The sequence below is a fragment of the Priestia sp. AB genome (assembly GCF_028369225.1).
Taxonomy (GTDB): Bacteria; Bacillota; Bacilli; order Bacillales; family Bacillaceae_H; genus Priestia; species Priestia megaterium.
Genome location: NZ_JAQMYN010000001.1, coordinates 236,239 through 261,526 on the forward strand (window position 1 = coordinate 236,239; position 25,288 = coordinate 261,526).

Below are 25,288 nucleotides of genomic sequence, written 5' to 3' on the forward strand. Positions count from 1 at the left end.
ATCTTCGACAAATTTGAAATTTCTGTAACTAAATAGCGAAAACCTTTTGTAACAAGACGACAAATGTCTTGTTATTTTTTTTTTCTTCTATGATAGCATGGAAAAAAGTGTATGTTTTATGTCGGTTTACCTCAGCTTGCAACCGGTATTAAGACTACGTTAACTAAAGGCGGTGGGGAAGTGGACAAGCAGGAACGAAAAATTTCAATTAAAATCAATGGTCAATCCAAGGATGAGAAGGAAGAACAAGCGCCAGAAAAAGACGAATTTACGTGGGTTCTTCCGGAGCCGGCATCTAAAGATTCTCATGTGGAAGAAAATAAAGTGGTATTTATTGAAGATGTAAGAAATGAAAAAAAGAAAAAGCCGCGATTACATCCTAAAAATGTTTCGATTAAAACGGTAAACGGCAGTGTGATCAAACGAACAGCTGTGATTGTACTGCTAGCAGTTGGAATAGGCAGCGGCATCGGTATGGTTGGTGTGAAAATGATGACAGGAAGCGAACAGCCTGTAAGCAAAGCACAAACAAGTGAGCAAACGAAAGAAGAAAAAACTTCTCAAACAGCGTCTGCCACTGAAAGTGTTGGTAAAGCTGAAAAGAAAAACGAACAGGAATCGAAGGGGACATCAGCTGCTGCTTCTACTTTAGAACCTTTTTCCTTTTACATTGTTCAAGCAGGTGCTTTTTCATCAAAAACTGCTGCAAATAAAGAAATGGATAAATGGAAAGAAGAGAACGAAGCTGGCGAGATCTTTTCACCTAAAACCTATTCTCTTGTCGTTGGTGCTGCCACTGGAGAAGAAAAAGCGAACGCACTTAGTAAAACGTATAAACAACAAGGTAAAGATGTATATGTAAAGTCTTATGAAATTAAGCCCACTAGCGAATTAGGGAGAAAAGATCAAACGGTTATAACCACAGCGCAGCCGTTTATGGCTAATCTCTTAGATCAATCTGTTAAAGCGATTGAAGGACAGCGGGTAGCCGATATCAAATCTCTGAAAAAAGAGCTGACAAAAGTTCAGAAAGAAGCGTCAAATGAAGACATTAAAACCATGGTGAGCACCCTTCAAAAAGCTGCTGCTTCTCTTTCTTCATATGAAGACAATAAAAGCAGTAAAGATGCTTGGCTTGCTCAACGATACGTGTTAAAAGCTCTTCAGCAGTATGAAAGCCTTGTAACGTCTTAACAAGTGAGGTAGTGTAATGCTGCCTCACTTGTTTATTGTCATTTGGAGATGAAATTGCTAAAATAACGGTGTGTCCTTCTTTTTTAAATCAAAATGCAAAGGTGAGATGTATGAAACAAACATTAATTTTAGCCTCAGGCTCTCCTCGTCGAAAAGAATTACTTCAGCAGCTTCACATTCCCTTTACCGTTCACGTTAGTACAATTGAAGAAATCGTCAATCCATTATACACTCCGTCGGAGGTAGTAATGGATTTAGCTAGGCAAAAAGCAGTGGACGTCGCTTCGCATCATAAAGAGGATATTGTCCTAGGTGCCGATACAGTTGTCGTATATGGCAATCGTATTTTAGGAAAGCCAAAAACGAAACAAGAAGCGATTGAAACACTTACGATGCTGTCAGGTCAAAAACATCAGGTATTAACTGGAGTAGCGTTCGTATCAAATGCAAAAGTTCATACGTTTTATGAACAAACAGATGTAGAGTTTTGGCCGATTGAACAAGATGAAATCGTACAGTACGTAGAGTCAGGAGAGCCTATGGATAAGGCTGGTTCTTATGGAATTCAAGGTCTCGGTGCTGCGCTAGTTAAAAAAATTGAAGGAGACTATTTCTCCGTGGTGGGCTTGCCGCTCTCCCGAACAATACGTGAGCTAAAACAATACGGTTTCGTTTACTAAAAAGGAGTGGCGAAATTGGATCAATCATTGTTAATTAAAGATTTTCCTCAAGATGAAAGACCTCGAGAGCGCCTTGTGTCAATGGGTGCTTCTAGTCTTTCTAACCACGAGCTTATTGCTATTTTGCTGCGCACTGGAACCAAAGATGAATCTGTTCTTCAGCTGTCCAATCGCATATTAACGCATTTTGAAGGTCTTCAACTTTTGCAGCATGCATCGCTTGATGAAATGATGAATATTAAAGGTATCGGACCTGCAAAAGCAATTCAAATTATAGCGGCTATTGAAATAGGTAAGAGGATTGTACAGCGGAAATCTAGTCAGCGATATACCATTCATGGCCCTGAAGACGGAGCTAATTATGTGATGGAAGAAATGCGCGTGCTGTCTCAAGAGCATTTCGTCTGTTTATACCTCAACACGAAAAATCAAGTTCTCCACAAGCAAACCATTTTTATCGGAAGCCTCAATTCATCTATTGTCCATCCAAGAGAAGTATTTAAAGAAGCCTTTCGTCGTTCAGCTGCATCCCTTATTTGTATTCATAATCATCCCTCCGGCGACCCTACTCCCAGCAGAGAAGATATAGAGGTAACGAAGCGCTTAAAAGAGTGCGGATTTATCATAGGAATTGAATTGTTAGATCATTTAATTATCGGAGATCGAAAATATATTAGTTTAAAAGAAAAAGGATACATGTAAGGCTATGCTTTTTAAAATCCTTGGGTTATAATAGTAGTCATGATTTTAAATGACAAGTTCTTTACAATCATTCGTTATTAATAGACAAAGTATGACTTTTTATCATACAATATTTGGCGTTGACATCTATGAAAAAAGTATAGAAAATAAAAAATGTTACTTATGAAATGAAGAAATTGAATTATGGAATTTTTACCTTTGCATTTTGGTAAGAGAAAGGAAGAGACACATGTTTGGAATCGGTACTAGAGACCTTGGAATAGATTTGGGTACTGCAAATACGCTCGTTTATGTAAAAGGAAAAGGAATTGTTGTGCGTGAGCCGTCTGTTGTGGCTTTGCAAACTGATACAAAACAAATCGTTGCGGTAGGTAACGATGCAAAAAATATGATTGGTCGTACACCTGGGAACGTAGTAGCCCTTCGTCCAATGAAAGATGGAGTTATTGCAGATTACGAAACAACTGCGACGATGATGAAATATTACATCAATCAAGCTCAAAAAACAAAAAGTTTGTTTGCGGGTAAGCCGTATGTAATGGTTTGTGTACCTTCTGGCATTACAGCTGTTGAGAAACGTGCCGTTATTGATGCGACTCGTCAGGCTGGCGCGCGTGATGCGTATACAATTGAAGAACCGTTTGCTGCAGCAATCGGCGCCAATCTACCGGTTTGGGAGCCAACGGGAAGTATGGTAGTAGATATTGGCGGAGGAACAACAGAAGTTGCGATTATTTCTTTAGGAGGAATCGTAACATGTCAGTCAATCCGTATCGCTGGGGACGAGATGGATGAAGCGATTATTCAATATATTCGCAAGAATTACAATTTAATGATCGGTGAGCGTACGTCAGAAGCATTAAAAGTAGAAGTCGGTTCTGCCGGAATTCCAGAAGGTATTGAAAACATGGAAATTCGCGGACGTGACTTACTAACAGGTCTACCGAAAACAATCGAAATTTCAGCAGAAGAAATTGCAGAAGCGCTAAAAGACACAGTGGCTTCTATTGTAGATTCAGTAAAAAGTACATTAGAAAAAACACCACCTGAACTTGCGGCAGATATTATGGATCGCGGTATTGTATTAACAGGCGGTGGCGCATTGCTACGTAATTTAGATAAAGTTATTAGTGAAGAAACAAATATGCCGGTTGTCATCGCAGAAGATCCGCTTGACTGTGTTGCAATTGGAACTGGTAAAGCGTTAGAACACATTGATTTATTTAAAAATCGTACAAGCGATTCATATCGCTAAATATTAAGAGGTGTAGATCGTGCCACAATTTTTCTTAAATAAACGTTTAGTTATTTTATTAGTCAGTATTATTGTATTAGTGGCATTGATTGGTTTTTCGTTAAATGGTCGTAAAAATGTAACGTGGCCTGAACAGTTTGTCAAAGATACGGTTGGTCTTGTTCAGGCTACCTTTAATGAACCCGCACAATTTGTAGCGGGTTTCTTTCAGAATGTAGGTGACTTAAAGCGTACATACGAAGAAAACGAGGTATTAAAAGCTCGTTTAGACGAACGCATGCAATTAGAAACGAAAGCCAACGCTTTGCAGCAAGAAAATAAAAAATTAAGAGCACAGCTCGACAAAAAAACGGATTTAAGTCAATACAACCCAATCGAAGCAACAGTTATTGCTCGTAATCCAGACCGTTGGCATGAGGTAATTGCCATTGATAAAGGGACGGTTCATAATGTGCAGGAAAATATGGCTGTTATGACTCCTGAAGGGCTGATTGGTAAAGTGAAGCATGCATCTAAGTTCACATCTACTGTGCAGTTAATTAGTTCATCAGATCGTACAAACCGTGTATCTGCTAAAATTCAGGCTAAAAAAGAAGTATTTGGTTTAATTGAAGGCTATGATGATAAAGAACAGGCGCTTGTTATGCGTCGTATTCCATTTGATGCTGATATTAAAGAAAAGCAAAAAGTAGTAACGTCCGGTCTAGGACAAGAAGACGGCATTTTCCCTAGCAATCTTCCAATTGGCGTTATCACAAAAATTGAGCCTGATGAATATGGATTAACGAAAAAAGCTTATATCAAACCTGCTGCTGACTTGTATGACCTAGATAACGTAGTTGTAGCTAAAAGAAGTGCGCCCGCTGCTGAAGACGATTTAGGGGCGGAGGAGGCTAACTGATGAAGCGGTTTGTCCTTCCTATTCTCGTGCTTGTCGTTTTTATGTTTGAAAGTATCTTTGTTAATTTTATCGCCATGGCATCACCATGGCGAGACTGGATTCTATCGCCTCACTTTGTTGTAGTGGTACTGGCTTTTATGTCAGTGTATTATCACCCAAAGCAAGCGATGCTATATGGGGTAATCCTTGGATTCATGTACGATATTGCCTTTACGGATGTCTTAGGAGTATACGCGCTTGGATTGCCGGCCGTATGCTATATCGTATCAAAACTAATGAAGATTTTTCAGCAAAATACGCTTATCGTAATCTGCATGTCGCTATTAGCTGTAGCCATTATTGAGTTTTATGTATATGGAATTAATAGCATTATTAATATATCTGATATGACCATTGGTCGCTTCTTGCAAGAGCGATTTTACGCAACCATCATTTTAAATGCCATATTTGCACTCATTTTTGCATTTCCGCTTCAAAGATGTTTTCAATATTTCGCTAAATTTATCGATGAACGCTGATCGGAACATATATTACGCTTCTCGTTCATGATAGGATAAAAATGCTGATTGAAGAAACGAAAAAAAGGAATTGAGTAAGTCTCTGTCGAAATTATATATTCGTTGAGGTGAGCGTCTTGAATAAACAAAAGCAACAAAATGTGACAATTAAAGGAACAAAAGATGGATTAACGTTGCATCTCAATGATACATGTTCATTTGCAGAGCTTTTGACGGAACTTAAGACGAAGCTTTTGACAAATAAGCATGGCGATGCCGATCAGATCGTCACAGTGTATGTCAAAATCGGAAATCGTTATTTAACTACAGAGCAGGAAACCGAATTGAAGGCGCTCATAGAAGAAAATCAGTATTTAGTAGTTAAACAAATTGATAGTAACGTTATTTTAAAGCAAGATGCAGTCCGCGTAAGAGAAGAAAGTGAATTAGTATCTGTTACAAAGGTAGTTCGTTCAGGACAGGTTCTCCATGTAGAAGGCGATTTGCTTCTAGTCGGAGACGTAAATCCCGGAGGAACCGTTGTAGCTGGAGGGAATTTATTTGTATTAGGTGCTTTAAAAGGGATTGCTCATGCAGGATATCGCGGCAATAAAAACGCCGTTATTGCTGCATCGTTAATGAAACCTTCACAGCTGCGCATTGCTGATATCATTACCCGATCAGAAGAAGAGCGCAGTGAGAAGGAAGAGAATATAATGGAATGTGCATACTTAGATGATAATGATCAAATGGTGATAGATCGCGTGCAAACTTTACCGCATCTAAGACCGAATTTGACCAGGGTAGAAAGGAGAATTTGACAGTGGGAGAGGCTATTGTTGTTACGTCTGGTAAAGGTGGAGTTGGAAAAACAACGACATCAGCCAATTTAGGTACTGCTCTAGCATTAGCTGGAAAGCGCGTGTGTCTAGTAGACACTGATATCGGCTTACGCAACTTGGATGTTGTAATGGGGCTTGAAAATCGTATTATTTATGATCTTGTAGACGTGGTAGAAGGTCGATGCCAACCGCAAAAAGCCTTGATTAAGGACAAGCGTTTTGAATGTTTGTACTTACTTCCTGCTGCTCAAACGAGTGACAAAACAGCTGTTCAACCAGAACAAATGCGAGAGTTAGTTCTTCAGTTAAAGCAAGACTATGACTATGTGGTTATTGATTGCCCAGCTGGTATTGAACAAGGCTATAAGAACGCCGTAGCTGGCGCTGATAAGGCACTCGTTGTGACAACACCGGAAGTTTCAGCTGTTCGTGATGCTGACCGTATTATTGGATTATTGGAGCAAGAGGATATCGAGTCTCCAAAACTGGTTATTAACCGAATCCGTAGTCATATGATGAAAAATGGAGACATGCTGGACGTGGAAGAAATTTCTCAGCTTCTGGCTGTTGATTTAATTGGAATCGTTGCTGACGATGAAAATGTTATTCGTGCTTCTAACAACGGTGAACCAATTGTCATGGATCCATCAAGCAAAGCATCAATTGCATATCGTAATATTGCAAGACGTATTCTAGGTGAAACGGTTCCTCTTCAATCATTGGATGAAGAAGATAAGGGAATGTTTGCACGTATTAAACGATTCTTTGGTGTTCGTTCTTAAAAAGCTTCCGATAGAGGAAGCTTTTTTTATTTGTTTGATTTTGTAGAGTCAAGCTGTCATAAGCTCCACGGACAAGTCATATAGTTGATTATACGATAAGAACAAGGAGAATGATGAATCATGAATCGACGTGCTGATGAAATCCGTAAACGAATTGCTGAGCGTAAGCGAAAACAATTAAATACAACGAAGCGTCTTCCTCAAGAACCTCTTCATACGTCCTTAATGAGTGAAGAAGAAAAATATGGATCGATGGATTATTCTGCGGTTGAATACACACCATCAGCAAAGGAATACCACCCGTTATTTCGAAAAGAACGCTTTTTATTTAAAATTTTAGCTTCAGCCTGCTTAGTGTTAATTGTAGGAATTATGTTCAAGAACGCTTCTCCTACTTTTGAACAGGCCAGAGTAGTGGTTCAACAAACAATGGATAAAGAATTTCAGTTTGCAGCTGTTTCCTCCTGGTATGAAGATAAATTTGGGAAGCCGTTAACGCTATTGCCGAATAAAGAGTCTAGCAAAATGGAGCAAAGTGTAAGCGGAGAATATGCTACTCCAGCTTCAGGGAAAGTAACGGAAACATTTGCTCAAAGTAAGCAAGGCGTGACGGTTCAAACAGGAGTGGATTCGGTTGTAGAAGCAATGAGTGAAGGTATCGTAAGGTATGTAGGAAAACGTGATGATACTGGGAATACCGTTATTATTCAACATGCCGATGGAACCGAAACTTGGTATGGACAGCTCAAAAAAATCAATGTTAGTATGTATGATTTTGTGAATAAAGGCAAAGAAGTAGGAATTGTGGAAAACAGTAAAAAAGGCGATGCTGGAACATTCTATTTTGCTATTAAAAAAGGCGATAAGTTTGTTGATCCTAGTCAGGTGATTCAATTTGAATAGTGCTTTTTCGTTATTGATGAAAATTCACATTCATCCATTGTTTTGGGGGATTTTCGTAATTGGTATCTTAACGGCTACGGTAAAGCAGCTTTTTTTGCTATTTATTATTGTAATTATTCATGAACTGGGCCACGCCGTAGCGGCTCAGTATTTTTCTTGGCGGATTCGCAGAATTATGCTCTTACCTTTTGGGGGAGTAGCAGAAGTAGATGAACATGGGAATCGTCCATTTCGAGAAGAGTTTATTGTGACAATAAGTGGACCTCTTCAGCATCTCTGGATGTTTGGAGCTGCTTTCTTATTAATGAAAATAAATGTGTTGTCCTTCGAAACGTATGAGCAATTTATGTTTCAATGCACGGTGATTTTACTGTTTAATCTTTTGCCCATTTGGCCATTGGACGGAGGGAAGCTGCTTTTTTTAATTTGCAGTCGGTCTTTACCATTTTTAGAAGCGCATAAGCTTGCGCTCCGGTTATCAACGTTTTTTTTAGCTGTCGGTATTATTTACGCCGTCATTATGCATCCTTTTCAGCTGCACTTATGGATTGTTATTTCATTTTTAATTATATCCGGATATTTGGAATGGAAGAGCAGGCAATTTGTCTACATGCGCTTTTTGTTGGAGAGATATCATGGCAAAGAGCATCCAATTGGAGCTTTAAAAACACTAAGTGTATCAACCAGTGAGACGCTCCATCAAGTTCTGCAAAAATTCCAAAGAGGTTGTAAGCATATGATTATTGCTACATCTCAAACAGGCGAGCATGTACAAATTGATGAAAATGAACTTTTACACGCTTACTTTGTAGAAAAAAGAACAAATAGCCAACTAGACGAACTTGTAACAGTTTACTGATTTCTAGTAACATAGAATAGAATGAAAAAAGTTCGGTTGCACTGACCGAACTTTTTCCTGTGAATTTAGATTAAAGTGAGGCAATGTATGTGAAGGCATGTATTATTAACGCGGCTACTTCTTCAAAACGTATAGCCGTGATAAACGATAAAGCACTAGAAAAAATCTATTTACAAGAACAAAGCGAGAATCAAATTATTGGTGATATATATTGGGGTAAAGTAGTAAAAGTACTGCCGCATATGCAAGCAGCCTTTATCGATATCGGTTTATCAATGAACGGATTTATTCATCGAAATGAACTTGTATCCTATCAGCAGTCAGAGAATCCTCATAAAGATCAGCAGCCGATGTCTGCTTTTATTCGTGAAGGAGAAAAAGTATTAGTTCAAGTTGTAAAAGAAGGCATTGGGACAAAAGGGCCCAAGCTGACGGGTATCATTGAATTTTCTTCTGATGAGCTTGTATATTTACCGCACGGAAACTATGTCGCTGTATCCAAAAAAATAGCTGAGCCAAAACGACAACAGTGGAAACAGCTTGGTGAGCGGTTAAAACAAGGGATGGAAGGCTTTTTATTTCGAACAGCGATTGCAGAAAAATCAGAAGCCGCGGTCCAACATAAAGTAAAAGAGCTACAGAAAAAATATGAGCACCTTGAACGACAGACACAGGGAATGAAAGCTCCTGCCCTAGTCAGCAAAGGACAAGATTTTCTCGAAACAAGAGTGCAAGCCGCACTTCAACAAGGAATTGATGGGATAGTAGTAGATGACTTCGACCTATATCAGCATCTTCAAACTACCTACCCTAACTCGTCAATAGAGTACTATAAAGGAAATGAAAATATTTTCTCTTTTTACGATGTGGAACGGCAAATAGAGAAGCTTTTAAAGCGAATCGTGTGGCTCAAAAGCGGAGGCTATATCGTTATTGACGAAACGGAAGCGATGACGGTCGTGGATGTGAACACGGGGAAGTTTTCAGGAAAAGATAATATTCGAAAGACAATGCTTCAAACAAATATGGAAGCTGCGTATGAACTGTCCAAACAGATGCAATTACGTCACTTAGGCGGCATGATCTTAATTGATTTTATAAATATGCCTCACAAAGAAGATCGGACAGAAGTAGAAAGATACATGAAAAAGCTATGTGAACAAGATGAAGTGCGGACGAATGTAGTTGGCTTTACAGAGCTCGGCATATTGCAATTAACGCGGAAGAAAGTGCGCAATAGTATTGGATCAACATTAACTATGCCTTGTGAAGTGTGTGAAGGAACAGGTAAAGTGATTGATTCTAAAACGGCTGCTTTTCAAATTGAACGTGTAATTTGGGAACATCGAGGCGCGGAAGAAGAGGCTATTTGGATTGAGACGCGAAGTGATGTTATAAATGAAATAAAGGCGCAAGGATTTCTCAACGCTCTAGAGAAAATGGTAAAAAAAACCGTATATCTTACGCCAAGCGATGATTATACAAACGCATTTGTTTTGCGTCAATTGGGGTCGAATGAGCAGATCCAAAAAAGGGTCTCTGCTTCTATATAAAATTTTAGAAGAAAACATGAATTCCAATTGACACTAACCTTTGATTTGTAGTAAGATTTAATATGTTGGTTTGTAGCACCCGTGCTACAACCGCTCAGAACAGGTTTTAAGTTCACTTGAACACCTGTGATGGCGAGTCTTAGTTTTTAGAGGAGGTGCAGAGAATGTACGCAATTATTGAAACTGGTGGTAAGCAAATTAAAGTAGAGGCTGGTCAAGCAATCTACGTTGAAAAACTTGCTGGTGAACAAGGCGAAACAGTTACTTTTGACAAAGTATTATTTGTAGGTGGCGACAGCGTGAAAGTTGGTGTTCCTTTCGTAGAAGGTGCAACAGTTACGGCTAAAGTTGAAAAACAAGGTCGCGCTAAAAAGATCACTGTATTTAAATACAAAGCAAAGAAAAACTATCGTCGTAAGCAAGGTCACCGTCAACCTTACACAAAAGTTGTAATCGACGCTATCAACGCGTAATTATAACAAATGATTAAGGTGACGATTTCTCGTGATGCAAATAAGAAAGTTGACGGGTTCACGATGAGTGGACATGCTGACTTTTCCGAACACGGAAAAGATCTTGTTTGTGCGGGAGCATCTGCAGTTTCATTTGGAACAATTAATGCTATCTTTTCAATAAGTGGGGTTGAACCGCACTTAGAGCAAGGTGGAGATGGTGGGTATCTCCGTTGTGAGATTCCAAAAGATGTGGATTCGTTCACATTGGAACAGATTCAATTGCTATTAGAAGGTATGGTTGTTTCACTGAAAACGATCGAATTAGATTACAGTAATTATATAAAAATTAACGACAACTAAACAGGAGGTGGATGTCATGTTAGTAAGATTAGACCTTCAATTCTTCGCTTCTAAAAAAGGAGTAGGTAGTACTAAAAACGGTCGTGATTCAATCTCGAAACGTCTTGGTGCTAAACGTGCTGATGGCCAATTCGTATCTGGTGGTTCAATTTTATACCGTCAACGCGGTACTAAAATTTACCCAGGTGCAAACGTAGGTCGTGGTGGAGATGATACTTTATTCGCTCAAATCGACGGTATCGTTAAATTTGAACGTTTCGGTCGTGACCGTAAAAAAGTATCTGTATACCCTGTTGCTCAAGAAGCATAAGATACAAAAAGAAAACTCTAACCCAAGTAGGTTAGAGTTTTCTTTTTGTAGAATATTTCACCTATTACCCATTGGAATTTGTTATAATCGAACATATCTAAGAAGATTGATACGAGATGTTTGTCAGCGTTGTGAAATACTTATGCTCGAGTCAAAGTTAGGAGTGCTAAGATGGAAAAAGAATGGGATGTCGTAGAGGTATTAAGATACGCGCGGCATGATTGGTTAAATAAGCTGCAATTAATCAAAGGCAATCTAGCGTTGAATCGGCTTGATCGAGCGAATGAAATCATTGAAGAAATTGTAAATGAATCCAAACATGAATCCAAGTTAACAAACATCAATATGCGACTGTTTGCGGGCTTTGTTATGACCTATCATTGGAATAACCATGCTGTTCGCTTAGATGTGGAAGTGCTCGGAGAATTGAAGGATTTATCACAATACGATGAGTTCGTATACAACTGGTGTTGCTATTTGACAGAAGCACTCGAAAAATATGTTGATTATCATGCAGAAAACTATTTGAGTATTTCAGTATGCATTGAAGAACAGGGAATTCGTTTCTTTTTTGACTTTAGTGGAATACTAACAGATATACAGAAGCTACAAAACAAGCTACAATGTTATGAGTGCGCTCAAGGAGTTGCATTGGTTGAACAGCATATGTCTGAAGATGAATTTAGCCTTATGCTCACAATAAGTTAACAGCGCTTTTGCTATTGCAGGAGCTAAGATATAGAACGGAGTGAAAAAGAAATGTTTGTAGATCAGGTCAAGGTATATGTAAAAGGTGGCGACGGAGGAAATGGAATGGTTGCCTTTCGTCGCGAAAAGTACGTACCAAAAGGAGGTCCTGCAGGTGGTGACGGTGGTCACGGTGCAGATGTCATCTTTGAAGTAGAAGAAGGATTGCGTACGCTGATGGATTTCCGCTATAAGCGTCACTTTAAAGCAAGCCGCGGTGAACATGGAATGTCAAAAGGACAGCACGGACGTAACGCTGAGCCGATGGTTGTAAAAGTTCCACCAGGTACGGTTGTGTTAGATGAAGATACGAACGAAACGATTGCTGATTTAGTTGAGCACGGCCAGCGCGCAGTGATTGCTAAAGGTGGACGCGGAGGGCGTGGGAATACGCGTTTTGCTACACCTGCAAATCCAGCACCGGAGCTTTCAGAAAATGGAGAGCCAGGTAAAGAGAGAAATGTAATTCTTGAATTAAAAGTATTAGCCGATGTAGGATTAGTTGGTTTTCCAAGTGTTGGAAAGTCAACGTTATTATCCGTAACGTCTGCTGCAAAGCCAAAAATTGCTGAATATCATTTTACAACAATTAATCCGAATTTAGGAGTAGTTGAAACAGAAGACAATCGCAGTTTTGTGATGGCAGATTTACCAGGGCTAATCGAAGGTGCACATGAAGGTGTAGGATTAGGTCATCAGTTTTTACGTCACATTGAACGTACCCGCGTTATTGTCCATGTAATCGATATGTCAGGTTTAGAAGGCCGCGATCCATATGAAGATTACTTAACTATTAATGAAGAGCTGCGTCAATATAATATGCGTTTAACTGAACGTCCGCAAGTAGTGGTAGCAAATAAAATGGATATCCCGCAAGCTGAAGAGAATCTGGCTGCATTCAAAGAAAAAGTAGGAGACGAAGTGAAAGTCTTTCCAATTTCTGCAGCAACGCGTAATGGAATCCGCGAACTGTTATTTACAGTAGCTGATCTTGTAGAAACTACGCCGGAATTCCCAATGCAAGAAGAGGAAGATCTATCTATGCACCGCGTATTGTACAAGCATGAAAAGAAAGAAGTGGAATTTGTTATTACGCGTGATAGCGATGGCTCATACGTATTAAGCGGTGAAAAAATCGAAAAATTATTCAAGATGACCGACTTCTCACGTGAAGAATCCGTTCGTCGATTTGCGCGTCAGCTTCGAGGCATGGGCGTCGATGAAGCCCTTCGTGAACGAGGAGCAAAAGATGGCGATATTGTAAAGCTGTTTGAATATGAATTTGAATTTATTGACTAATTGTTGTTCATAGGATAAGGGGAGGGGCTTTACTTGCATAAGAGCGATAAGCAGTTTTATTTAGTTCGCGAAGATGTATTACCAGAAGCGATGAAAAAAACATTGGATGCGAAGCTGTTAATTGAACGGGGAAAAGCTGAATCGGTAGCAGATGCTGTACAAGCCGTAGACTTGAGTCGCAGTGCTTTTTATAAGTACCGCGACACGGTCTTTCCGTTTCAGACGGTTGTCAAACAGCGAATTATTTCACTATTTTTTCATATTGAAGATCGATCAGGAACTTTATCACATTTATTGAGCACCGTTGCATCATCGGGATGCAATGTGTTAACGATTCACCAAACCATCCCTTTACAAGGGCGTGCCAACGTAACTCTTTCATTAGATACAGCAAGCATGAATGTTGAATTAAATGAAATGCTGCGAAGACTGAAAAGCTTAGAGTTTGTAGATAAAGTGGACGTGCTTGGTTCAGGGGCATAATGGCAAACAGATATAGATAAGGAGAGGCATGATTGTGGGGAAAGTAGGATATTTAGGACCAAAGGCAACATTTACACATGTAGCCGTCCAAGGCATATTTAAACAGCACGACCATATTCCATACAAAACAATTCCGGCATGCATTGATGCAGTGGATAACGGAGAAATTGAGTATGGAATTGTACCGTTAGAAAATGCACTTGAAGGATCTGTAAATTTAACACTTGATTATCTTATTCATGAACGTCGTCTGCCGATTGTTGGGGAGATTGTGCTTCCGATTCGTCAGCATTTAATGGTTCATCCATCTCGTGCAGAACAGTGGAAAAACATTGAAACGATTTATTCTCATCCTCATGCGATTGCGCAGTGTCATAAATTTTTACACGGAGAATGTACGTCAACTGCAGTAGAAGAGATGACATCAACGGCGTTTGCTGCGAAGTATGTAAGCGAACACCCTGAGCTTAATATTGGAGCTATTGCGAATGGGTTAGCAGCCCATGAATATGGATTACATATTGCCTGCCCGAACATTCATGATTATGATCATAATACAACAAGATTTGTTATTTTGCATAAAGATGGAGCGCAAGAGGTGCCATTTTTAGCTGGAAAAGGGTTCAAGACAACGTTAATGATTACACTTCCATCTGATCAGGCAGGAGCGCTTCATCAAGTGCTTTCAGCCTTCTCCTGGCGTAAGCTAAATCTGTCTAAAATTGAATCCCGTCCTATGAAAACAGGGCTTGGAAACTATTTCTTTATCGTTGATATTGAACAAAAAATGGATGAAGTATTAATCCCTGGGGCTATGGCTGAACTTGAGGCACTAGGCTGTAGCGTAGAGCTTTTAGGAAGCTATCCCCATACACTACTTGAAACAGAAATCCCGCTTTAAAGCGGGATTTTTGTTTGTTATAACACCTTTTTATTCATTCGAAACTAAATAGCCTTCTGCTTCAAGAGCTAAGCAGGCAGCATTCAGTTTTTCAATTGTATCTGCTTCAATCGTATGAAGGTGAATCCCATCTGTTAGCTGGGATAAATAAGTTGCGTTTGTTTCTTGAATTTTTTCTATAAACGTTTCTACTTCTTTTCGGGTTTGAATCATAACGGAAGCCGTTAATTCACCATACACAGGGTGTTCAACGGTTACATCTTTTACGAGAACGCCGTGGTCAACAAGCAGGAGAAGCTCCTTTTCAGCATCTTCTGGCGTATGCTGACAAGCAATAATTCGCTGATGCACGGTAGTTTGAGATGGATTTTGAATGTAAATATATCCTTGGCTCGTTGCGATAATGGGCTCATTTTTAGCTTTAAGCAGCGAAATATCTTGTACAATGACTTGGCGGCTAACGTTCGTTCGTTTCGAAAGCTCACTGCCTGTCATTGGTTTATTCTCTGTTTGTAACCATTGTAGAATAAGTTCTCTTCTTTCTTCTCCAAGAATTTTCTTTTGAGTTCCTGGCACCTTTAATCCCTCCTTTTACACTGTCATAAATTCTTGCTGCAATAAATGAAAAACGGATATGAGTCGATCAATATGCTTAAACGTTGAATGTTGACTGAATGAAATACGTACAAAGTTCTTAGCATTCTCAGTCGATTTGCCAATCGCAAGTAGAGAAGCTAATGGTTCCTGCTGATTTACATGACAGGCACTTCCCGTAGAGATAGCAATTCCGTGACGATTACATTGTAACATAACATATTGACCCTGTATGTTTGAAAACGTCAGTCCAATAATTCCAGGAAAATGAGAGTTCCCAAGGCCTTCTACTTCTATAAAAGGAGCAAGAGGCTCTAGGTTTTCCAGTAAGTACGATTTTAAGCGCTCATAATGGCTTTGAACGGTCTTCATTTCTGCATATGCGTATTCAGCTGCTGCAGTAAAGGCAGCAATGCCCGCTGTATTTACAGTCCCAGGGCGAAAGCCTTTTTCATGAGTTGCTTTATGGTAAATAGGCTTCCAAGAAGAACTTGAATTCATGTATACCATTCCTACACCTTTTGGTCCGTAAATTTTATGACTAGAGACTGAGATGCTATCAGCTTTGAGCTTTTTAACATCAATAGGAAGCTTACCAAAAGATTGAACACAATCACAGTGAAAGAGAATTTCTTTTTTAGATAAAAAATGGCCAATATCCTCAACTGGCTGAATTGTACCCAGCTCATGATTGATGTGCTGAATGGCTACTAGCACAGTATCAGGTCGAATCGTCTTCTTTAAGTCGTCTACGGACACAACTCCGTTTTGATCTACAGGTACGTAAGATAGGGAAAATCCTTCTTTTTCAAGCTGCTGCAACGTATGAAGGACTGAAGAATGTTCAAGTTTCGTTGTCACTATATGTTTTCTTTCATCATTTTTTCCTTTTAAAAGAGAATGAATAGCTAAGTAATTAGCTTCTGTTCCCCCGCTTGTAAAAAAAAGATCATCCTCTCGACAATTTACTAACAGGCTTAATTTTTTTCTGCATAGAGTCAGTAAATTTTCTGCTTGTGTTCCAAGTGTGTGAAGACTGCTGGAGTTTCCATAATAGCTTGTTGCGGCTTCAGTATATACCTCAATTGCTTCTTGTCTCATTGGCGTTGTTGCTGCATAGTCCAGATAAATCATTTTCTCCCTCCGATAAAAAAACTTCTTGTCTTTCATTTAATAATATGTAAATATAGGTGTCAAGACACATGTAAATAAAGAGGTGTAAAATGTTAGAGACGGATGTTTTAATTATTGGAAGCGGATTAGCAGCGTTTTCTGCAGCTTATGAACTGTGTCGTCATAACAGAGTTGTAATGGTAACGAAAGGGAAAATTGACCGCAATAACTCAGTTCTTGCTCAAGGCGGAGTAGCAGCTGCTATTGGAAGCAGCGATCACTGGAGTGAACATCTCTATGATACGTTGGTTGCGGGCAATAAGCATTGCAATGAACAAGCGGTACGCACTTTAGTGGAAGAAGGTGCGGCTGTAGTAAATGAATTGATTCATAAAGGAATGAAGTTTGATAAAAATCCAGATGGTACGCTGCATTTTGGAAAAGAAGGAGCCCATCGTACGAATCGTATTCTCCATGCAGGCGGGGATGCAACAGGACAAGCGCTGTTCGCTTTTTTGAAAAAAGAAGTACTGCCATATATTACAGTGATTGAAAACGAAATGATTCAGCATTTAATAACTGTAGATGGAACGTGCAGAGGTGCTATTGGACAAGGGGAAAACAATAAAATTACTATATATCATGCTCGTCAAACGGTTATTGCTACCGGAGGAATCGGCGCTTTGTACAAGCATACATCCAACCAGCCGCTTGCGACGGGAGATGGGCTAGCGCTTGCGTACAGGGCTGGAGCAAAATTAGCGGACTTAGAATTTGTTCAGTTTCATCCGACGCTTTTGTATCAAAATGAAGCGAAAGGTCTAGTATCCGAAGCGGTTCGAGGTGAAGGTGGCGTACTGGTAAATGAATGGAATGAACGCATAATGGAAGGCGTTCATCCCTTTAAGGATTTAGCACCGCGAGATGTTGTAGCAAGGACAATTTTTAATGAAATAAAAAAAGGAAGATCCATATTTTTAGACATTGAAAAAGTGGCTCATTTCCAACAAAAATTTCCTACGATTACGGCACTGTGTCGGAAGTATAAAATTCAACTGGACAAAAAACGAATACCTGTTACTCCAGGCGCACATTTTTTAATGGGTGGAATTGAAGTAGATGGTTACGGACAAACAAGCGTTGAAGGATTGTATGCCGTGGGGGAAGCTTCTTCTACAGGCGTTCATGGAGCAAATCGTCTAGCAAGCAATTCATTGTTAGAGTGTCTTGTATTTGGAAAACGGACAGGGCGTCATATTTTACATAAAGCGAGAACGATATCTCGTTATCCCCCCGCCCGTTACATCTATAAAGACGTGCCTAAAACACTGCCTGCCACAAGACAAATTCAGCATAAAATGATGGATTGTGTAGGAATCATTCGTCATGAAAACGAATTGGCTACTATTGTGCATGAATTCACAAATTATCTGGATGGAATACCTCTTGACCAAGAAGTTATATATTCGAGGAAAGCTGCGACCATCTGCAATATGCTAACTGCAGGTCTGCTTATTGCCGAGTCCTCTCTTGCAAGAAAAGAAAGTAGAGGAGGTCATTACCGAAGTGACTTTCCGCATGAAAACCAAGAATGGGAGCATAAGCGAATTATTAAGCAGTCTGCTGCTTCAACAAAACAATCATTGATTTTATAAGCAAGAAAATCTAAAAAGAAAGGTGAAGGTAGCACAATGAACACGTTGAAATTACAAAAACTATTGCAGTCTTTTTTTATAGAAGACATTGGAGATGGAGATATAACCTGTGAAGCTATTTTTTCTCCGTCTGACCAAGGGGAAGCTGTGTTCACGGCAAAGCAATCAGGTATTATCGCAGGAGTGGAATTGATTAAAGAAGGATTTCATTTAATAGACCCTAACGTGAAAGTGAATTTGGAGAAAAAAGATGGAGATGTTCTTAATCCTGGAGATAAAATAGCTACCGTTTCAGGACCCGTGCGATCTATTTTGACCGGTGAACGGGTAATCTTAAACTTACTTCAAAGAATGAGTGGCATTGCCACGATGACGGACAAAGCCGTAGCGCTGCTTGGCAGCTCACATACGCGTATATGTGACACGCGAAAAACAACGCCTGGTATGAGAATGTTAGAGAAGTATGCCGTTCGTGCTGGAGGAGGTTATAATCATCGTTTTGGATTGTACGATGGCGTCATGTTAAAAGATAACCATATTGCACATGCAGGATCTATTCTAGACGCTGTTGTGAAAGTAAGAGAGCAGGTTGGACATATGGTTAAGGTGGAAGTAGAAATTGAAAACAAAAGTCAGTTGCTAGAAGCAATAGAGGCAGGAGCAGATGTCATTATGTTCGATAACTGTTCTCCAGAAGTCATTAAAGATTGGATACCACTGGTTCCGGATCATATTGTCACAGAAGCATCCGGTGGAATTACGCTTGGCACGCTCCATTCTTTTAGAGACAGCGGAGTGGACTATATTTCACTTGGAGCTTTAACGCATTCAGCAGGGGCTATCGATATCAGCTTGGACTTATTAACAGAAAGGGGAACAGGAAATCATGAGTTTATTACAAACGCTTCAGCAGCAAACGCTGCCCGCTAAATATATAGAGCTCACAGAAAATGAAATGAAAAAAAGAGTACTAGAAATCAAGAAAAAGCTCGGAAGCAAATTGTTTCTGCTCGGCCATCATTATCAAAAAGATGAAGTGTACGAATTTGCAGATGCGGTAGGAGACTCCTTACAGCTGGCTCAAATAGCAGCTGAAAATAGAGAAGCTGAGCATATTGTGTTTTGCGGCGTTCACTTCATGGCAGAAACAGCTGATATTTTAACAGCTGAAAATCAAAAAGTCATTTTACCCGATATGCGAGCTGGCTGTTCAATGGCTGATATGGCTACTATTCAGCAAACAGAAAAGGCCTGGCCTGTCTTACAGGATCTTTTCGGAGATACAATTATTCCGCTTACGTATGTGAATTCTACAGCTGCAATTAAATCTTTTGTAGGCGAACATGATGGGGCAACTGTAACATCTTCAAATGCAAAAAATATGGTGGAGTGGGCATTTTCTAAAAAAGAGCGCATTCTCTTTTTGCCAGATCAGCATTTGGGCAGAAACACAGCTTATGATTTAGGTGTTGGACTAGATGAAATGGCCATTTGGAATCCTATTGAAGAAATGCTTGAATATGAAGGGGAAATAAACAATATCAAGGTGATTCTGTGGAAAGGTCACTGTTCTGTGCATGAAAATTTCACGGTTAAAAATATTGATTATTTACGCGAGAAGCAGCCTGAGATGAATATTATTGTTCATCCGGAATGTTCTTATGAAGTGGTGCAAAAATCAGATTATGCAGGTTCTACAAAATATATTATTGATACAATTGAAAAAGCCCCTTCAGGCTCTAAATGGGCCATTGGCACGGAAATGAACTTAGTAAAACGGATTATCAACAGTCATCCGGATAAAGAAATTGTTTCGCTTAATCCCTATATGTGTCCTTGTTTGACGATGAACCGAATTGATTTGCCTCACTTGCTGTGGGCTTTAGAAAGCATCGAAGAAGGAACAGAAGTGAATCAAATCAAGGTGGATAAACATACAGCACAAGGGGCGATCAAAGCGCTAACGAATATGTTAGAACGAGCATAAAGATTTTTAAGACAATTAAAAAGAGAAGGTCTAAAAGAAGACTTATTGACATATTGTTTGTGTTGATAAGTCTTTTTTTCTTTATCATAAAAACTTGAACCAAACTGTGGGCAAAATGAATAAAAAAATGGTTCAAGGCATATCTTGTGATGAACAAACAGAACTTACTTTGATTTTGCACATATAGATGGCAGAGACTCTACTCGGGAGGGGAATGACGTTGAAAATCCATATCGTTCAAAAAGGGGATACCCTTTGGAAAATCGCTGAAAAGTATGGGGTTAATTTTGAAGAGTTAAAAAAAGCGAATTCTCAATTAAGCAATCCAGACATGATCATGCCTGGAATGAAAATTAAAGTGCCGACAAGCGGAGTGCCTGTTCAAAAAGAAGGAGCTCCTTCACCTGGTATAAAAGAAATGCCTAAAGTTCAACACCCTTATAGTGACCAATCCACAAAAGCTTATCCAGTAACGGAAATTGATGAAAGTCCGGATGAGAAAAAGTCAGCTAATCAGCCTGCTCAAACACCGTTTATGCAACCGATAAAAGAAGCACCAATTGCCCAGCCAAAGAAAGAAGCACCGATTGCTCAACCGAAAAAGGAAGCGCCGATTGCGCAGCCAAAGAAAGAAGCGCCGGTCGCGCAGCCTAAAAAAGAAGCACCAATTGCGCAGCCTAAAAAAGAAATGCCAGTTGCGCCAAAGCTTCCTAAATTAAAGCCAATTGCACCTGAGATTGATATTAACAATTATTACACCGTTAATATGGCGATGCAGGCTCCAAAAAAAGAAGCACCAAAAGAAATGCCTAAGCATGAATCGCCAGAAAGTCCTGAGATGGAGAGTATAGAAATGCCTCCTCAAATGCCATGTTACCCAATCATGCCGATATCGCCTGTAATGCCAGGCTGCGGGTTTAATTACATGCCGTGTCCTCCGCCAATGTATGCACCGCAGCCATATCCAATGCCAATGTATCAACAGGCTCCAATGTATCATCACGGTTATGAAAACGAGTCGTTTGAAGAACATGCGATGGGCGCTCACATGGCACCGATGCCAATGTATCCAATGATGCCACACAGCTGCTATGGACCGGTACAATGTTCTCCTTGTCCGCCTCCATGGGGATATCAGCAGCCCGTTTATCCGGCCTATCATCAAGCACCGATGTATCCACAAGTACAAGGAGCTATGACGGGTGGCCATTATGAAAGTTCTTCCGATGGTTATGGAAACGCGCCTTACCATTATGGGCAGCAATATGCGCCACAGCAGCAGGGAGACTGCGGATGCGGTGAACCAAGACCTGAAGACTATGCACCACAGCAGCCTTATCCACAGTACCAACAGCAGGTACCTTATGGCTTTCAGGACCCAAGGGCGCCCTATCCAGCCCCATATGGCATGATTGGTGTACCTCCGTATCCTGCGTTTGATCCAAATGCATTTAGTATTCCAGAATACGATGAGTACGACGAAGATGAAGATTGATTATTATACACGAGACGATTTTAATTTAAATCGTCTCTTTCTCTATTTGAAAAAAAGAGATATTCACATTGAGACCTATCGTATGAAAAAGCCTCATGTCATCATAGCGGATACGAATAAAGGAAAAAAAGTAATAAAAGCATACAGAGACAAAAGTAAAATTGAACATGTTTATCATTTTTTATCTCAGATTCAACAAGGGTATGCTGTTAATTTCGAAGCTTACCCAGAAGGTGAACTTTATATAAAGGACCGTCATTTGTACTGGGCGATGATGCCTTTTGTTAAGCAAGTAAAAGAGGTAACGTATGAAAGTTTTCAGGATCGGGAAGAAGTATTACAAACATTGATCCGCTATCATGGAGAAGTTCATAAAAAGAAACTAGCCGCGTATACAAAGCTTTCTGAGTATGACCTTATTTTAAAATGGAAAAAGCGGCTTTCCTCTTTTCGAGAAACCTCACATATATTTAGGGAATTTAATCAATTTCATGTATATAAAGACATTGTGACTTGGGGAGAAAAAGCTTTAGTCTTAATGGAACGTTTCAAAGATAGTGGGTTGAACTGTTCCATTATTCACGGTGACGTTGCTTCACATAATTTCTTGAAAACAAACCACTTGGGTATTGTTATGATTGATTTTGACTTATCGGCTAAAGCTCCTGCTCTTTATGACTATGTTCAGCTTGTGCAGCGCTTTTTGCCTTACGTCCAGTGGTCGATGAAAGAACTACTTCAACACTCGAAAATAAAAGAATTAAGCAAGCAGCGTTTTTTTCTTGCTTCTTTACTATTTCCATCGATGCTGATGAGAAACTGGAATATAAATGCCTCTGCTTTATCATGGGCAAATCGCCAAAGGTTAATGCAGCAATCAGTCGAAGAATGGTCACAGCGTACACATTTTTATCGAGTGATTTACCAGCACTTACAAAACCTACATGACATGTAAAGAGTTTATAAACACTTCATCGAATAAGAAACGGCTCGTCTTTTAATCCTAATAGTAAGCTCAGAGTAAATAGAGCTTAAATTAGGGGGCGATTATGTTGAATAGGTATGTAGCAACTTCTTTAGCTTTTGCATGTATGATGGGACTTGGCGCTTGCAATAACAAAGACCAAGGTATGGAACAGCGCTATACAGATACGACACAGCCTGTTGGGTATCATACAAATGAAAAAGCGAATGAACATCGCGTAGATAATCCGAAAGGTCCAATGACTGAAGTTTTAGATGGGAATGGAACACCTAATTATCCGTTAAACGTAAGTGATGGGCGTTTTGATAATCCGACAAACCCTTATGGAAACATCAATAATACAAATGATCGTACAAATGGCGTTGCTAATATGTATTATGGTGAAGATTATCCAAGAGACTTTACGGAAAAAGTGGCTGATCGGGCTGCAAGCGTTAAAGGTGTAGAAAATAGTCGCGCCGTTGTCCGTGGAGATCAGCTATTAGTTGCTGTGGATCCGGCCAAAGACATAAATAACGGCCGTTTAAAACAAAACGTGCTCGATAAAGTAAAGCCTATTGCAAAGGACTACAATGTTCAAGTAAAAGTAGATCATGATGTATTTATGAACGCTCGCTCTCTTGATGACGATATTCGAAATGGAAAAGACCGTAATACGATTCAAACTAATTTCAATGGTCTATTTGAATCAGTCGATGAGAATGTCAATCATAAACATCGTTAAATGAAGAAGCAGCTGTCTGTGAAGGACGGCTGTTTTTTTTGATGAGAAGACATATAAAAAAGCTGCCATTGAAGCCAGGCAGCTATTCCTCGAACATGTAACTATTAATTTTTCTTGTTAGAAGCAGATTTGTTTGTTGTTTTGGATTCCTCTTCTTCCTTTTGAGCGTTAGTTTCATTTTGTTTGAGGCGACCTTCTCTTTTTTTCGTATCTGCTGGTGCCGTAGCGACACTCTTTGTATTTTTTACATTTTTTGCAGAAGAGCTTGTCTCATTAGCTTGTGTGTTTGGCTTCTCGTTGTTAGTTGTCTGACTATTTTCGTATTCAGCTTCCACGTCGCTTGCTAGAGCTGCAGAAACTTGAGCGTAAGTATGGTCTGTATAGTTCATCATATTTTCGTATACTTCAGGGCTCGCGAGTCCATCAGGTTCTACGCTTGCTTCTTCTTTCTTAATTGTTTCAGTCCATTCTTTTGTTTCTTGAATAAGTTTTTTTCCTATAATTACTTCTTCAACAATAACTGGTCTTTTGGTTATTTCCACTCGTTCTTCCATGATTGGAACACGAATAATTTCATCTTCTGTAAGTGGCCCAGCGTTATAGTCTCCGTCAACTACAGGGCGACGTTCAATATAAAACTCTTCTCTCGTAACAGGAACGTGTACAGTTCTTTCTTCCTCTATTACTTTTTTGTGAAGTTTTACTTCACCGACTTGGACGCGTTCTTTTAAGACATCTAATTTTTCTTCACGTAGTTGGACGGCTCTATGCTCGTTGTGTTCCGTATAGGTTCCGTACGCTGGAGTTTGTTCAGAGCTTACGGCATCTATCAAGATTAGAATTTTACCAGCAGCTACATCTGTCTCGCACTGCACAGCTGAGAAGTCTGGTATGCCCATGCGGATTAATTTTGATTTCAAGCCGTTTCCTTGTTTGAGCCCCATGCCGCCTGTCATCATGGTGAAAAAGTTATCCATCATGACGCCAGCTAATGAACTTACGGCAGGTGAACCAGCTTCAATAATTACATTTGTATCGTGACCTATTTGAAATGTATTGCTTTTACTGTTAGAAATAACCATAATGTCTGTTTCTCGATAACCTTGACGCTTTAAATTATGGATAACATCTAAAGCTTCTTTCTCTGAAAAAAAAGTTCCGACTACACGTTTATTCATTCTCATTACTTCAGCTCCCTTTTTTATGAAAATAGATAATAGAAGTCCTTACAATTACTTCCACTATGTACATACCCTGCGAAAATTTAATTGAAACGTTCAAGAGAAAATTTTACAAATAGTGTGCAAATGTAACAAATACTCCATGTTTTCTTAACATAATATCGTAAAAGGGATTTGCTTCATAAAATAAGAGGATAAAAGAAAATAAGTAGGTCAAACTATTAGTGTAGATTTTCACAAAACCTTTTTAGATAATACTAAAAAGAGTATGATTAACGTGTGAGGTGAAGGTGAGTGAAGAAAGTCATTCATCAAGCAGCTTTTTTAATGCTAGTAAGTATTGTGCTTTGTATAATGCCATACCGTGCAGATGCGAATGAAAAGGAGCCGATGACATTATTTCTTGAGCGCGTGTATGTGGATGGAGTCATAAGTCAAGAGATGATCAAAAGCCCTTCTATGACGAAAAAACAATTAATGAAAAAATATAAAAATTGGCGACTGCTTAAAGAAACGGATCAAGAGCTAGTTTTTAGAACAAGCATAGACGATATTTCACCTATTTTAAAAGAGAACGGTTATGTAGGGCTTTCTGTTAACGGTATTCTCTCAGCATTTGAAGGCAAACCAGCTTCGTCGCAGCATATTATACAATCGTTTTTTCAAATTGACATCAAAAGGCTTGAGAGCTATCAGCATGAACAATTAAAGAAAGGTATTCGCGTTCAATCAAAAGATGAATATCTTTCCCTCATTAATTTCTATAAAATCTATCAGCTCCAGCAGCGGCCGCTTTCAATCAAGCAGCCGTTTTTTAGTATGGTAAAATAA

28 protein-coding genes and 1 other annotated feature are annotated in these 25,288 nt (G+C 39.4%); of the genes, 25 read left to right on the forward strand and 3 right to left on the reverse strand.

The window, feature by feature from the left end; all coding sequences use genetic code 11:
- Positions 1-111 precede the first annotated feature (111 nt).
- The 18 genes from POF52_RS01145 (at position 112) to pheA (ending at position 14,723) form a co-directional block, all read left to right on the forward strand.
- On the forward strand, positions 112-1,194 hold the full coding sequence (locus POF52_RS01145) for an SPOR domain-containing protein (RefSeq protein ID WP_271989266.1): 1,083 nt from the start codon (positions 112-114) through the stop codon (positions 1,192-1,194).
- Between the two features lie 110 nt (positions 1,195-1,304).
- Positions 1,305-1,874 carry a Maf family protein gene (locus POF52_RS01150; protein ID WP_034648762.1) on the forward strand — a complete coding sequence of 190 codons (570 nt, stop codon included), beginning with the start codon at positions 1,305-1,307 and terminating at the stop codon, positions 1,872-1,874.
- 15 nt (positions 1,875-1,889) lie between these two features.
- On the forward strand, positions 1,890-2,576 hold the full coding sequence (gene radC, locus POF52_RS01155) for a RadC family protein (protein WP_013059346.1): 687 nt from the start codon (positions 1,890-1,892) through the stop codon (positions 2,574-2,576).
- Positions 2,577-2,805: 229 nt separating this feature from the next.
- Entirely contained in the window at positions 2,806-3,831 is a 1,026-nt protein-coding gene (locus POF52_RS01160) for a rod shape-determining protein (protein ID WP_013059345.1), read from the forward strand.
- Between the two features lie 19 nt (positions 3,832-3,850).
- The gene (mreC, locus tag POF52_RS01165) at positions 3,851-4,732 is read left to right on the forward strand and encodes a rod shape-determining protein MreC (protein ID WP_013059344.1); all 882 of its coding nucleotides are present in this window, start codon (positions 3,851-3,853) and stop codon (positions 4,730-4,732) included.
- Positions 4,732-5,250 carry a rod shape-determining protein MreD gene (mreD, locus tag POF52_RS01170; RefSeq protein WP_028410564.1) on the forward strand — a complete coding sequence of 173 codons (519 nt, stop codon included), beginning with the start codon at positions 4,732-4,734 and terminating at the stop codon, positions 5,248-5,250. Before mreC ends, mreD begins: the two co-directional genes overlap by 1 nt.
- A 116-nt stretch (positions 5,251-5,366) precedes the next feature.
- Positions 5,367-6,050, forward strand: a complete 684-nt coding sequence (gene minC / locus POF52_RS01175) for a septum site-determining protein MinC (RefSeq protein ID WP_013059342.1) — start codon at positions 5,367-5,369, stop codon at positions 6,048-6,050.
- 2 nt (positions 6,051-6,052) lie between these two features.
- Entirely contained in the window at positions 6,053-6,853 is an 801-nt protein-coding gene (minD, locus tag POF52_RS01180) for a septum site-determining protein MinD (protein WP_013059341.1), read from the forward strand.
- Between the two features lie 120 nt (positions 6,854-6,973).
- On the forward strand, positions 6,974-7,756 hold the full coding sequence (locus POF52_RS01185) for a M23 family metallopeptidase (RefSeq protein WP_271989274.1): 783 nt from the start codon (positions 6,974-6,976) through the stop codon (positions 7,754-7,756).
- On the forward strand, positions 7,749-8,615 hold the full coding sequence (locus POF52_RS01190; protein ID WP_074893643.1) for a M50 family metallopeptidase: 867 nt from the start codon (positions 7,749-7,751) through the stop codon (positions 8,613-8,615). Before POF52_RS01185 ends, POF52_RS01190 begins: the two co-directional genes overlap by 8 nt.
- An 83-nt stretch (positions 8,616-8,698) precedes the next feature.
- A complete protein-coding gene (locus POF52_RS01195; RefSeq protein WP_271989276.1) occupies positions 8,699-10,168 on the forward strand; it encodes an Rne/Rng family ribonuclease in 1,470 nt (489 codons plus the stop codon).
- Between the two features lie 78 nt (positions 10,169-10,246).
- Positions 10,247-10,318 (forward strand) — a sequence feature (ribosomal protein L21 leader region).
- A gap of 14 nt (positions 10,319-10,332) precedes the next feature.
- A complete protein-coding gene (gene rplU / locus POF52_RS01200; RefSeq protein WP_013059337.1) occupies positions 10,333-10,641 on the forward strand; it encodes a 50S ribosomal protein L21 in 309 nt (102 codons plus the stop codon).
- A 9-nt stretch (positions 10,642-10,650) separates the two neighbouring features.
- Positions 10,651-10,983, forward strand: a complete 333-nt coding sequence (locus POF52_RS01205) for a ribosomal-processing cysteine protease Prp (protein WP_013059336.1) — start codon at positions 10,651-10,653, stop codon at positions 10,981-10,983.
- Positions 10,984-10,999: 16 nt separating this feature from the next.
- The gene (gene rpmA / locus POF52_RS01210) at positions 11,000-11,293 is read left to right on the forward strand and encodes a 50S ribosomal protein L27 (protein ID WP_013059335.1); all 294 of its coding nucleotides are present in this window, start codon (positions 11,000-11,002) and stop codon (positions 11,291-11,293) included.
- A gap of 171 nt (positions 11,294-11,464) precedes the next feature.
- The gene (locus tag POF52_RS01215) at positions 11,465-12,001 is read left to right on the forward strand and encodes a Spo0B C-terminal domain-containing protein (protein WP_013085118.1); all 537 of its coding nucleotides are present in this window, start codon (positions 11,465-11,467) and stop codon (positions 11,999-12,001) included.
- A gap of 51 nt (positions 12,002-12,052) precedes the next feature.
- On the forward strand, positions 12,053-13,339 hold the full coding sequence (obgE, locus tag POF52_RS01220; RefSeq protein WP_013085117.1) for a GTPase ObgE: 1,287 nt from the start codon (positions 12,053-12,055) through the stop codon (positions 13,337-13,339).
- A gap of 33 nt (positions 13,340-13,372) precedes the next feature.
- A complete protein-coding gene (locus POF52_RS01225) occupies positions 13,373-13,822 on the forward strand; it encodes an ACT domain-containing protein (protein WP_013059332.1) in 450 nt (149 codons plus the stop codon).
- Positions 13,823-13,850: 28 nt separating this feature from the next.
- Complete coding sequence (gene pheA / locus POF52_RS01230) at positions 13,851-14,723, forward strand: prephenate dehydratase (RefSeq protein WP_271989281.1); 873 nt, start codon at positions 13,851-13,853, stop codon at positions 14,721-14,723.
- Positions 14,724-14,753: 30 nt separating this feature from the next.
- Here the strand turns inward: pheA and POF52_RS01235 are convergent, their stop codons facing one another.
- Entirely contained in the window at positions 14,754-15,299 is a 546-nt protein-coding gene (locus tag POF52_RS01235; RefSeq protein ID WP_057245345.1) for a transcription repressor NadR, read from the reverse strand.
- A gap of 15 nt (positions 15,300-15,314) precedes the next feature.
- Positions 15,315-16,451 (reverse strand): IscS subfamily cysteine desulfurase, encoded by a 1,137-nt coding sequence (locus tag POF52_RS01240; RefSeq protein WP_271989284.1) that lies wholly within the window; start codon positions 16,449-16,451, stop codon positions 15,315-15,317.
- A gap of 89 nt (positions 16,452-16,540) precedes the next feature.
- Between POF52_RS01240 and nadB the strand changes: the two genes are divergently transcribed.
- From nadB to POF52_RS01270, 6 genes are all read left to right on the forward strand, one after another.
- Positions 16,541-18,085 carry an L-aspartate oxidase gene (gene nadB, locus POF52_RS01245; protein WP_271989286.1) on the forward strand — a complete coding sequence of 515 codons (1,545 nt, stop codon included), beginning with the start codon at positions 16,541-16,543 and terminating at the stop codon, positions 18,083-18,085.
- Positions 18,086-18,121: 36 nt separating this feature from the next.
- Complete coding sequence (nadC, locus tag POF52_RS01250) at positions 18,122-19,015, forward strand: carboxylating nicotinate-nucleotide diphosphorylase (RefSeq protein WP_098579217.1); 894 nt, start codon at positions 18,122-18,124, stop codon at positions 19,013-19,015.
- Positions 18,972-20,072 (forward strand): quinolinate synthase NadA, encoded by a 1,101-nt coding sequence (gene nadA / locus POF52_RS01255; protein ID WP_271989290.1) that lies wholly within the window; start codon positions 18,972-18,974, stop codon positions 20,070-20,072. The genes nadC and nadA overlap by 44 nt, the downstream gene beginning before the upstream one ends.
- Before the next feature lie 214 nt (positions 20,073-20,286).
- A complete protein-coding gene (gene safA / locus POF52_RS01260; protein WP_271989292.1) occupies positions 20,287-21,567 on the forward strand; it encodes a SafA/ExsA family spore coat assembly protein in 1,281 nt (426 codons plus the stop codon).
- A complete protein-coding gene (locus POF52_RS01265; RefSeq protein WP_271989294.1) occupies positions 21,557-22,522 on the forward strand; it encodes a phosphotransferase in 966 nt (321 codons plus the stop codon). The genes safA and POF52_RS01265 overlap by 11 nt, the downstream gene beginning before the upstream one ends.
- Before the next feature lie 94 nt (positions 22,523-22,616).
- The gene (locus POF52_RS01270; RefSeq protein WP_013059324.1) at positions 22,617-23,276 is read left to right on the forward strand and encodes a YhcN/YlaJ family sporulation lipoprotein; all 660 of its coding nucleotides are present in this window, start codon (positions 22,617-22,619) and stop codon (positions 23,274-23,276) included.
- A 104-nt stretch (positions 23,277-23,380) separates the two neighbouring features.
- On the opposite strand, the gene POF52_RS01275 is transcribed toward POF52_RS01270, so the two are convergent.
- On the reverse strand, positions 23,381-24,460 hold the full coding sequence (locus POF52_RS01275; RefSeq protein WP_271989296.1) for a YsnF/AvaK domain-containing protein: 1,080 nt from the start codon (positions 24,458-24,460) through the stop codon (positions 23,381-23,383).
- Positions 24,461-24,751: 291 nt separating this feature from the next.
- Between POF52_RS01275 and POF52_RS01280 the strand changes: the two genes are divergently transcribed.
- Positions 24,752-25,288, forward strand: coding sequence for a BofC C-terminal domain-containing protein (locus tag POF52_RS01280; protein WP_081363789.1), 537 nt, complete (start codon positions 24,752-24,754; stop codon positions 25,286-25,288).

Excerpts from the sequence above, each read along its gene's own strand:
- POF52_RS01145 (WP_271989266.1), top strand. The coding sequence starts at position 112 with ATGTTTTATGTCGGTTTACCTCAGCTTGCAACCGGTATTAAGACTACG.
- POF52_RS01150 (WP_034648762.1), top strand. The coding sequence starts at position 1,305 with ATGAAACAAACATTAATTTTAGCCTCAGGCTCTCCTCGTCGAAAAGAA.
- POF52_RS01160 (WP_013059345.1), top strand. The coding sequence starts at position 2,806 with ATGTTTGGAATCGGTACTAGAGACCTTGGAATAGATTTGGGTACTGCA.
- mreD (WP_028410564.1), top strand. The coding sequence starts at position 4,732 with ATGAAGCGGTTTGTCCTTCCTATTCTCGTGCTTGTCGTTTTTATGTTT.
- POF52_RS01185 (WP_271989274.1), top strand. The coding sequence starts at position 6,974 with ATGAATCGACGTGCTGATGAAATCCGTAAACGAATTGCTGAGCGTAAG.
- POF52_RS01195 (WP_271989276.1), top strand. The coding sequence starts at position 8,699 with ATGTATGTGAAGGCATGTATTATTAACGCGGCTACTTCTTCAAAACGT.
- rplU (WP_013059337.1), top strand. The coding sequence starts at position 10,333 with ATGTACGCAATTATTGAAACTGGTGGTAAGCAAATTAAAGTAGAGGCT.
- POF52_RS01205 (WP_013059336.1), top strand. The coding sequence starts at position 10,651 with ATGATTAAGGTGACGATTTCTCGTGATGCAAATAAGAAAGTTGACGGG.
- rpmA (WP_013059335.1), top strand. The coding sequence starts at position 11,000 with ATGTTAGTAAGATTAGACCTTCAATTCTTCGCTTCTAAAAAAGGAGTA.
- POF52_RS01215 (WP_013085118.1), top strand. The coding sequence starts at position 11,465 with ATGGAAAAAGAATGGGATGTCGTAGAGGTATTAAGATACGCGCGGCAT.
- obgE (WP_013085117.1), top strand. The coding sequence starts at position 12,053 with ATGTTTGTAGATCAGGTCAAGGTATATGTAAAAGGTGGCGACGGAGGA.
- pheA (WP_271989281.1), top strand. The coding sequence starts at position 13,851 with ATGATTGTGGGGAAAGTAGGATATTTAGGACCAAAGGCAACATTTACA.
- POF52_RS01240 (WP_271989284.1), bottom strand. The coding sequence starts at position 16,451 with ATGATTTATCTGGACTATGCAGCAACAACGCCAATGAGACAAGAAGCA.
- nadB (WP_271989286.1), top strand. The coding sequence starts at position 16,541 with ATGTTAGAGACGGATGTTTTAATTATTGGAAGCGGATTAGCAGCGTTT.
- nadC (WP_098579217.1), top strand. The coding sequence starts at position 18,122 with ATGAACACGTTGAAATTACAAAAACTATTGCAGTCTTTTTTTATAGAA.
- nadA (WP_271989290.1), top strand. The coding sequence starts at position 18,972 with ATGAGTTTATTACAAACGCTTCAGCAGCAAACGCTGCCCGCTAAATAT.
- safA (WP_271989292.1), top strand. The coding sequence starts at position 20,287 with ATGACGTTGAAAATCCATATCGTTCAAAAAGGGGATACCCTTTGGAAA.
- POF52_RS01265 (WP_271989294.1), top strand. The coding sequence starts at position 21,557 with ATGAAGATTGATTATTATACACGAGACGATTTTAATTTAAATCGTCTC.
- POF52_RS01270 (WP_013059324.1), top strand. The coding sequence starts at position 22,617 with ATGTTGAATAGGTATGTAGCAACTTCTTTAGCTTTTGCATGTATGATG.
- POF52_RS01275 (WP_271989296.1), bottom strand. The coding sequence starts at position 24,460 with ATGAGAATGAATAAACGTGTAGTCGGAACTTTTTTTTCAGAGAAAGAA.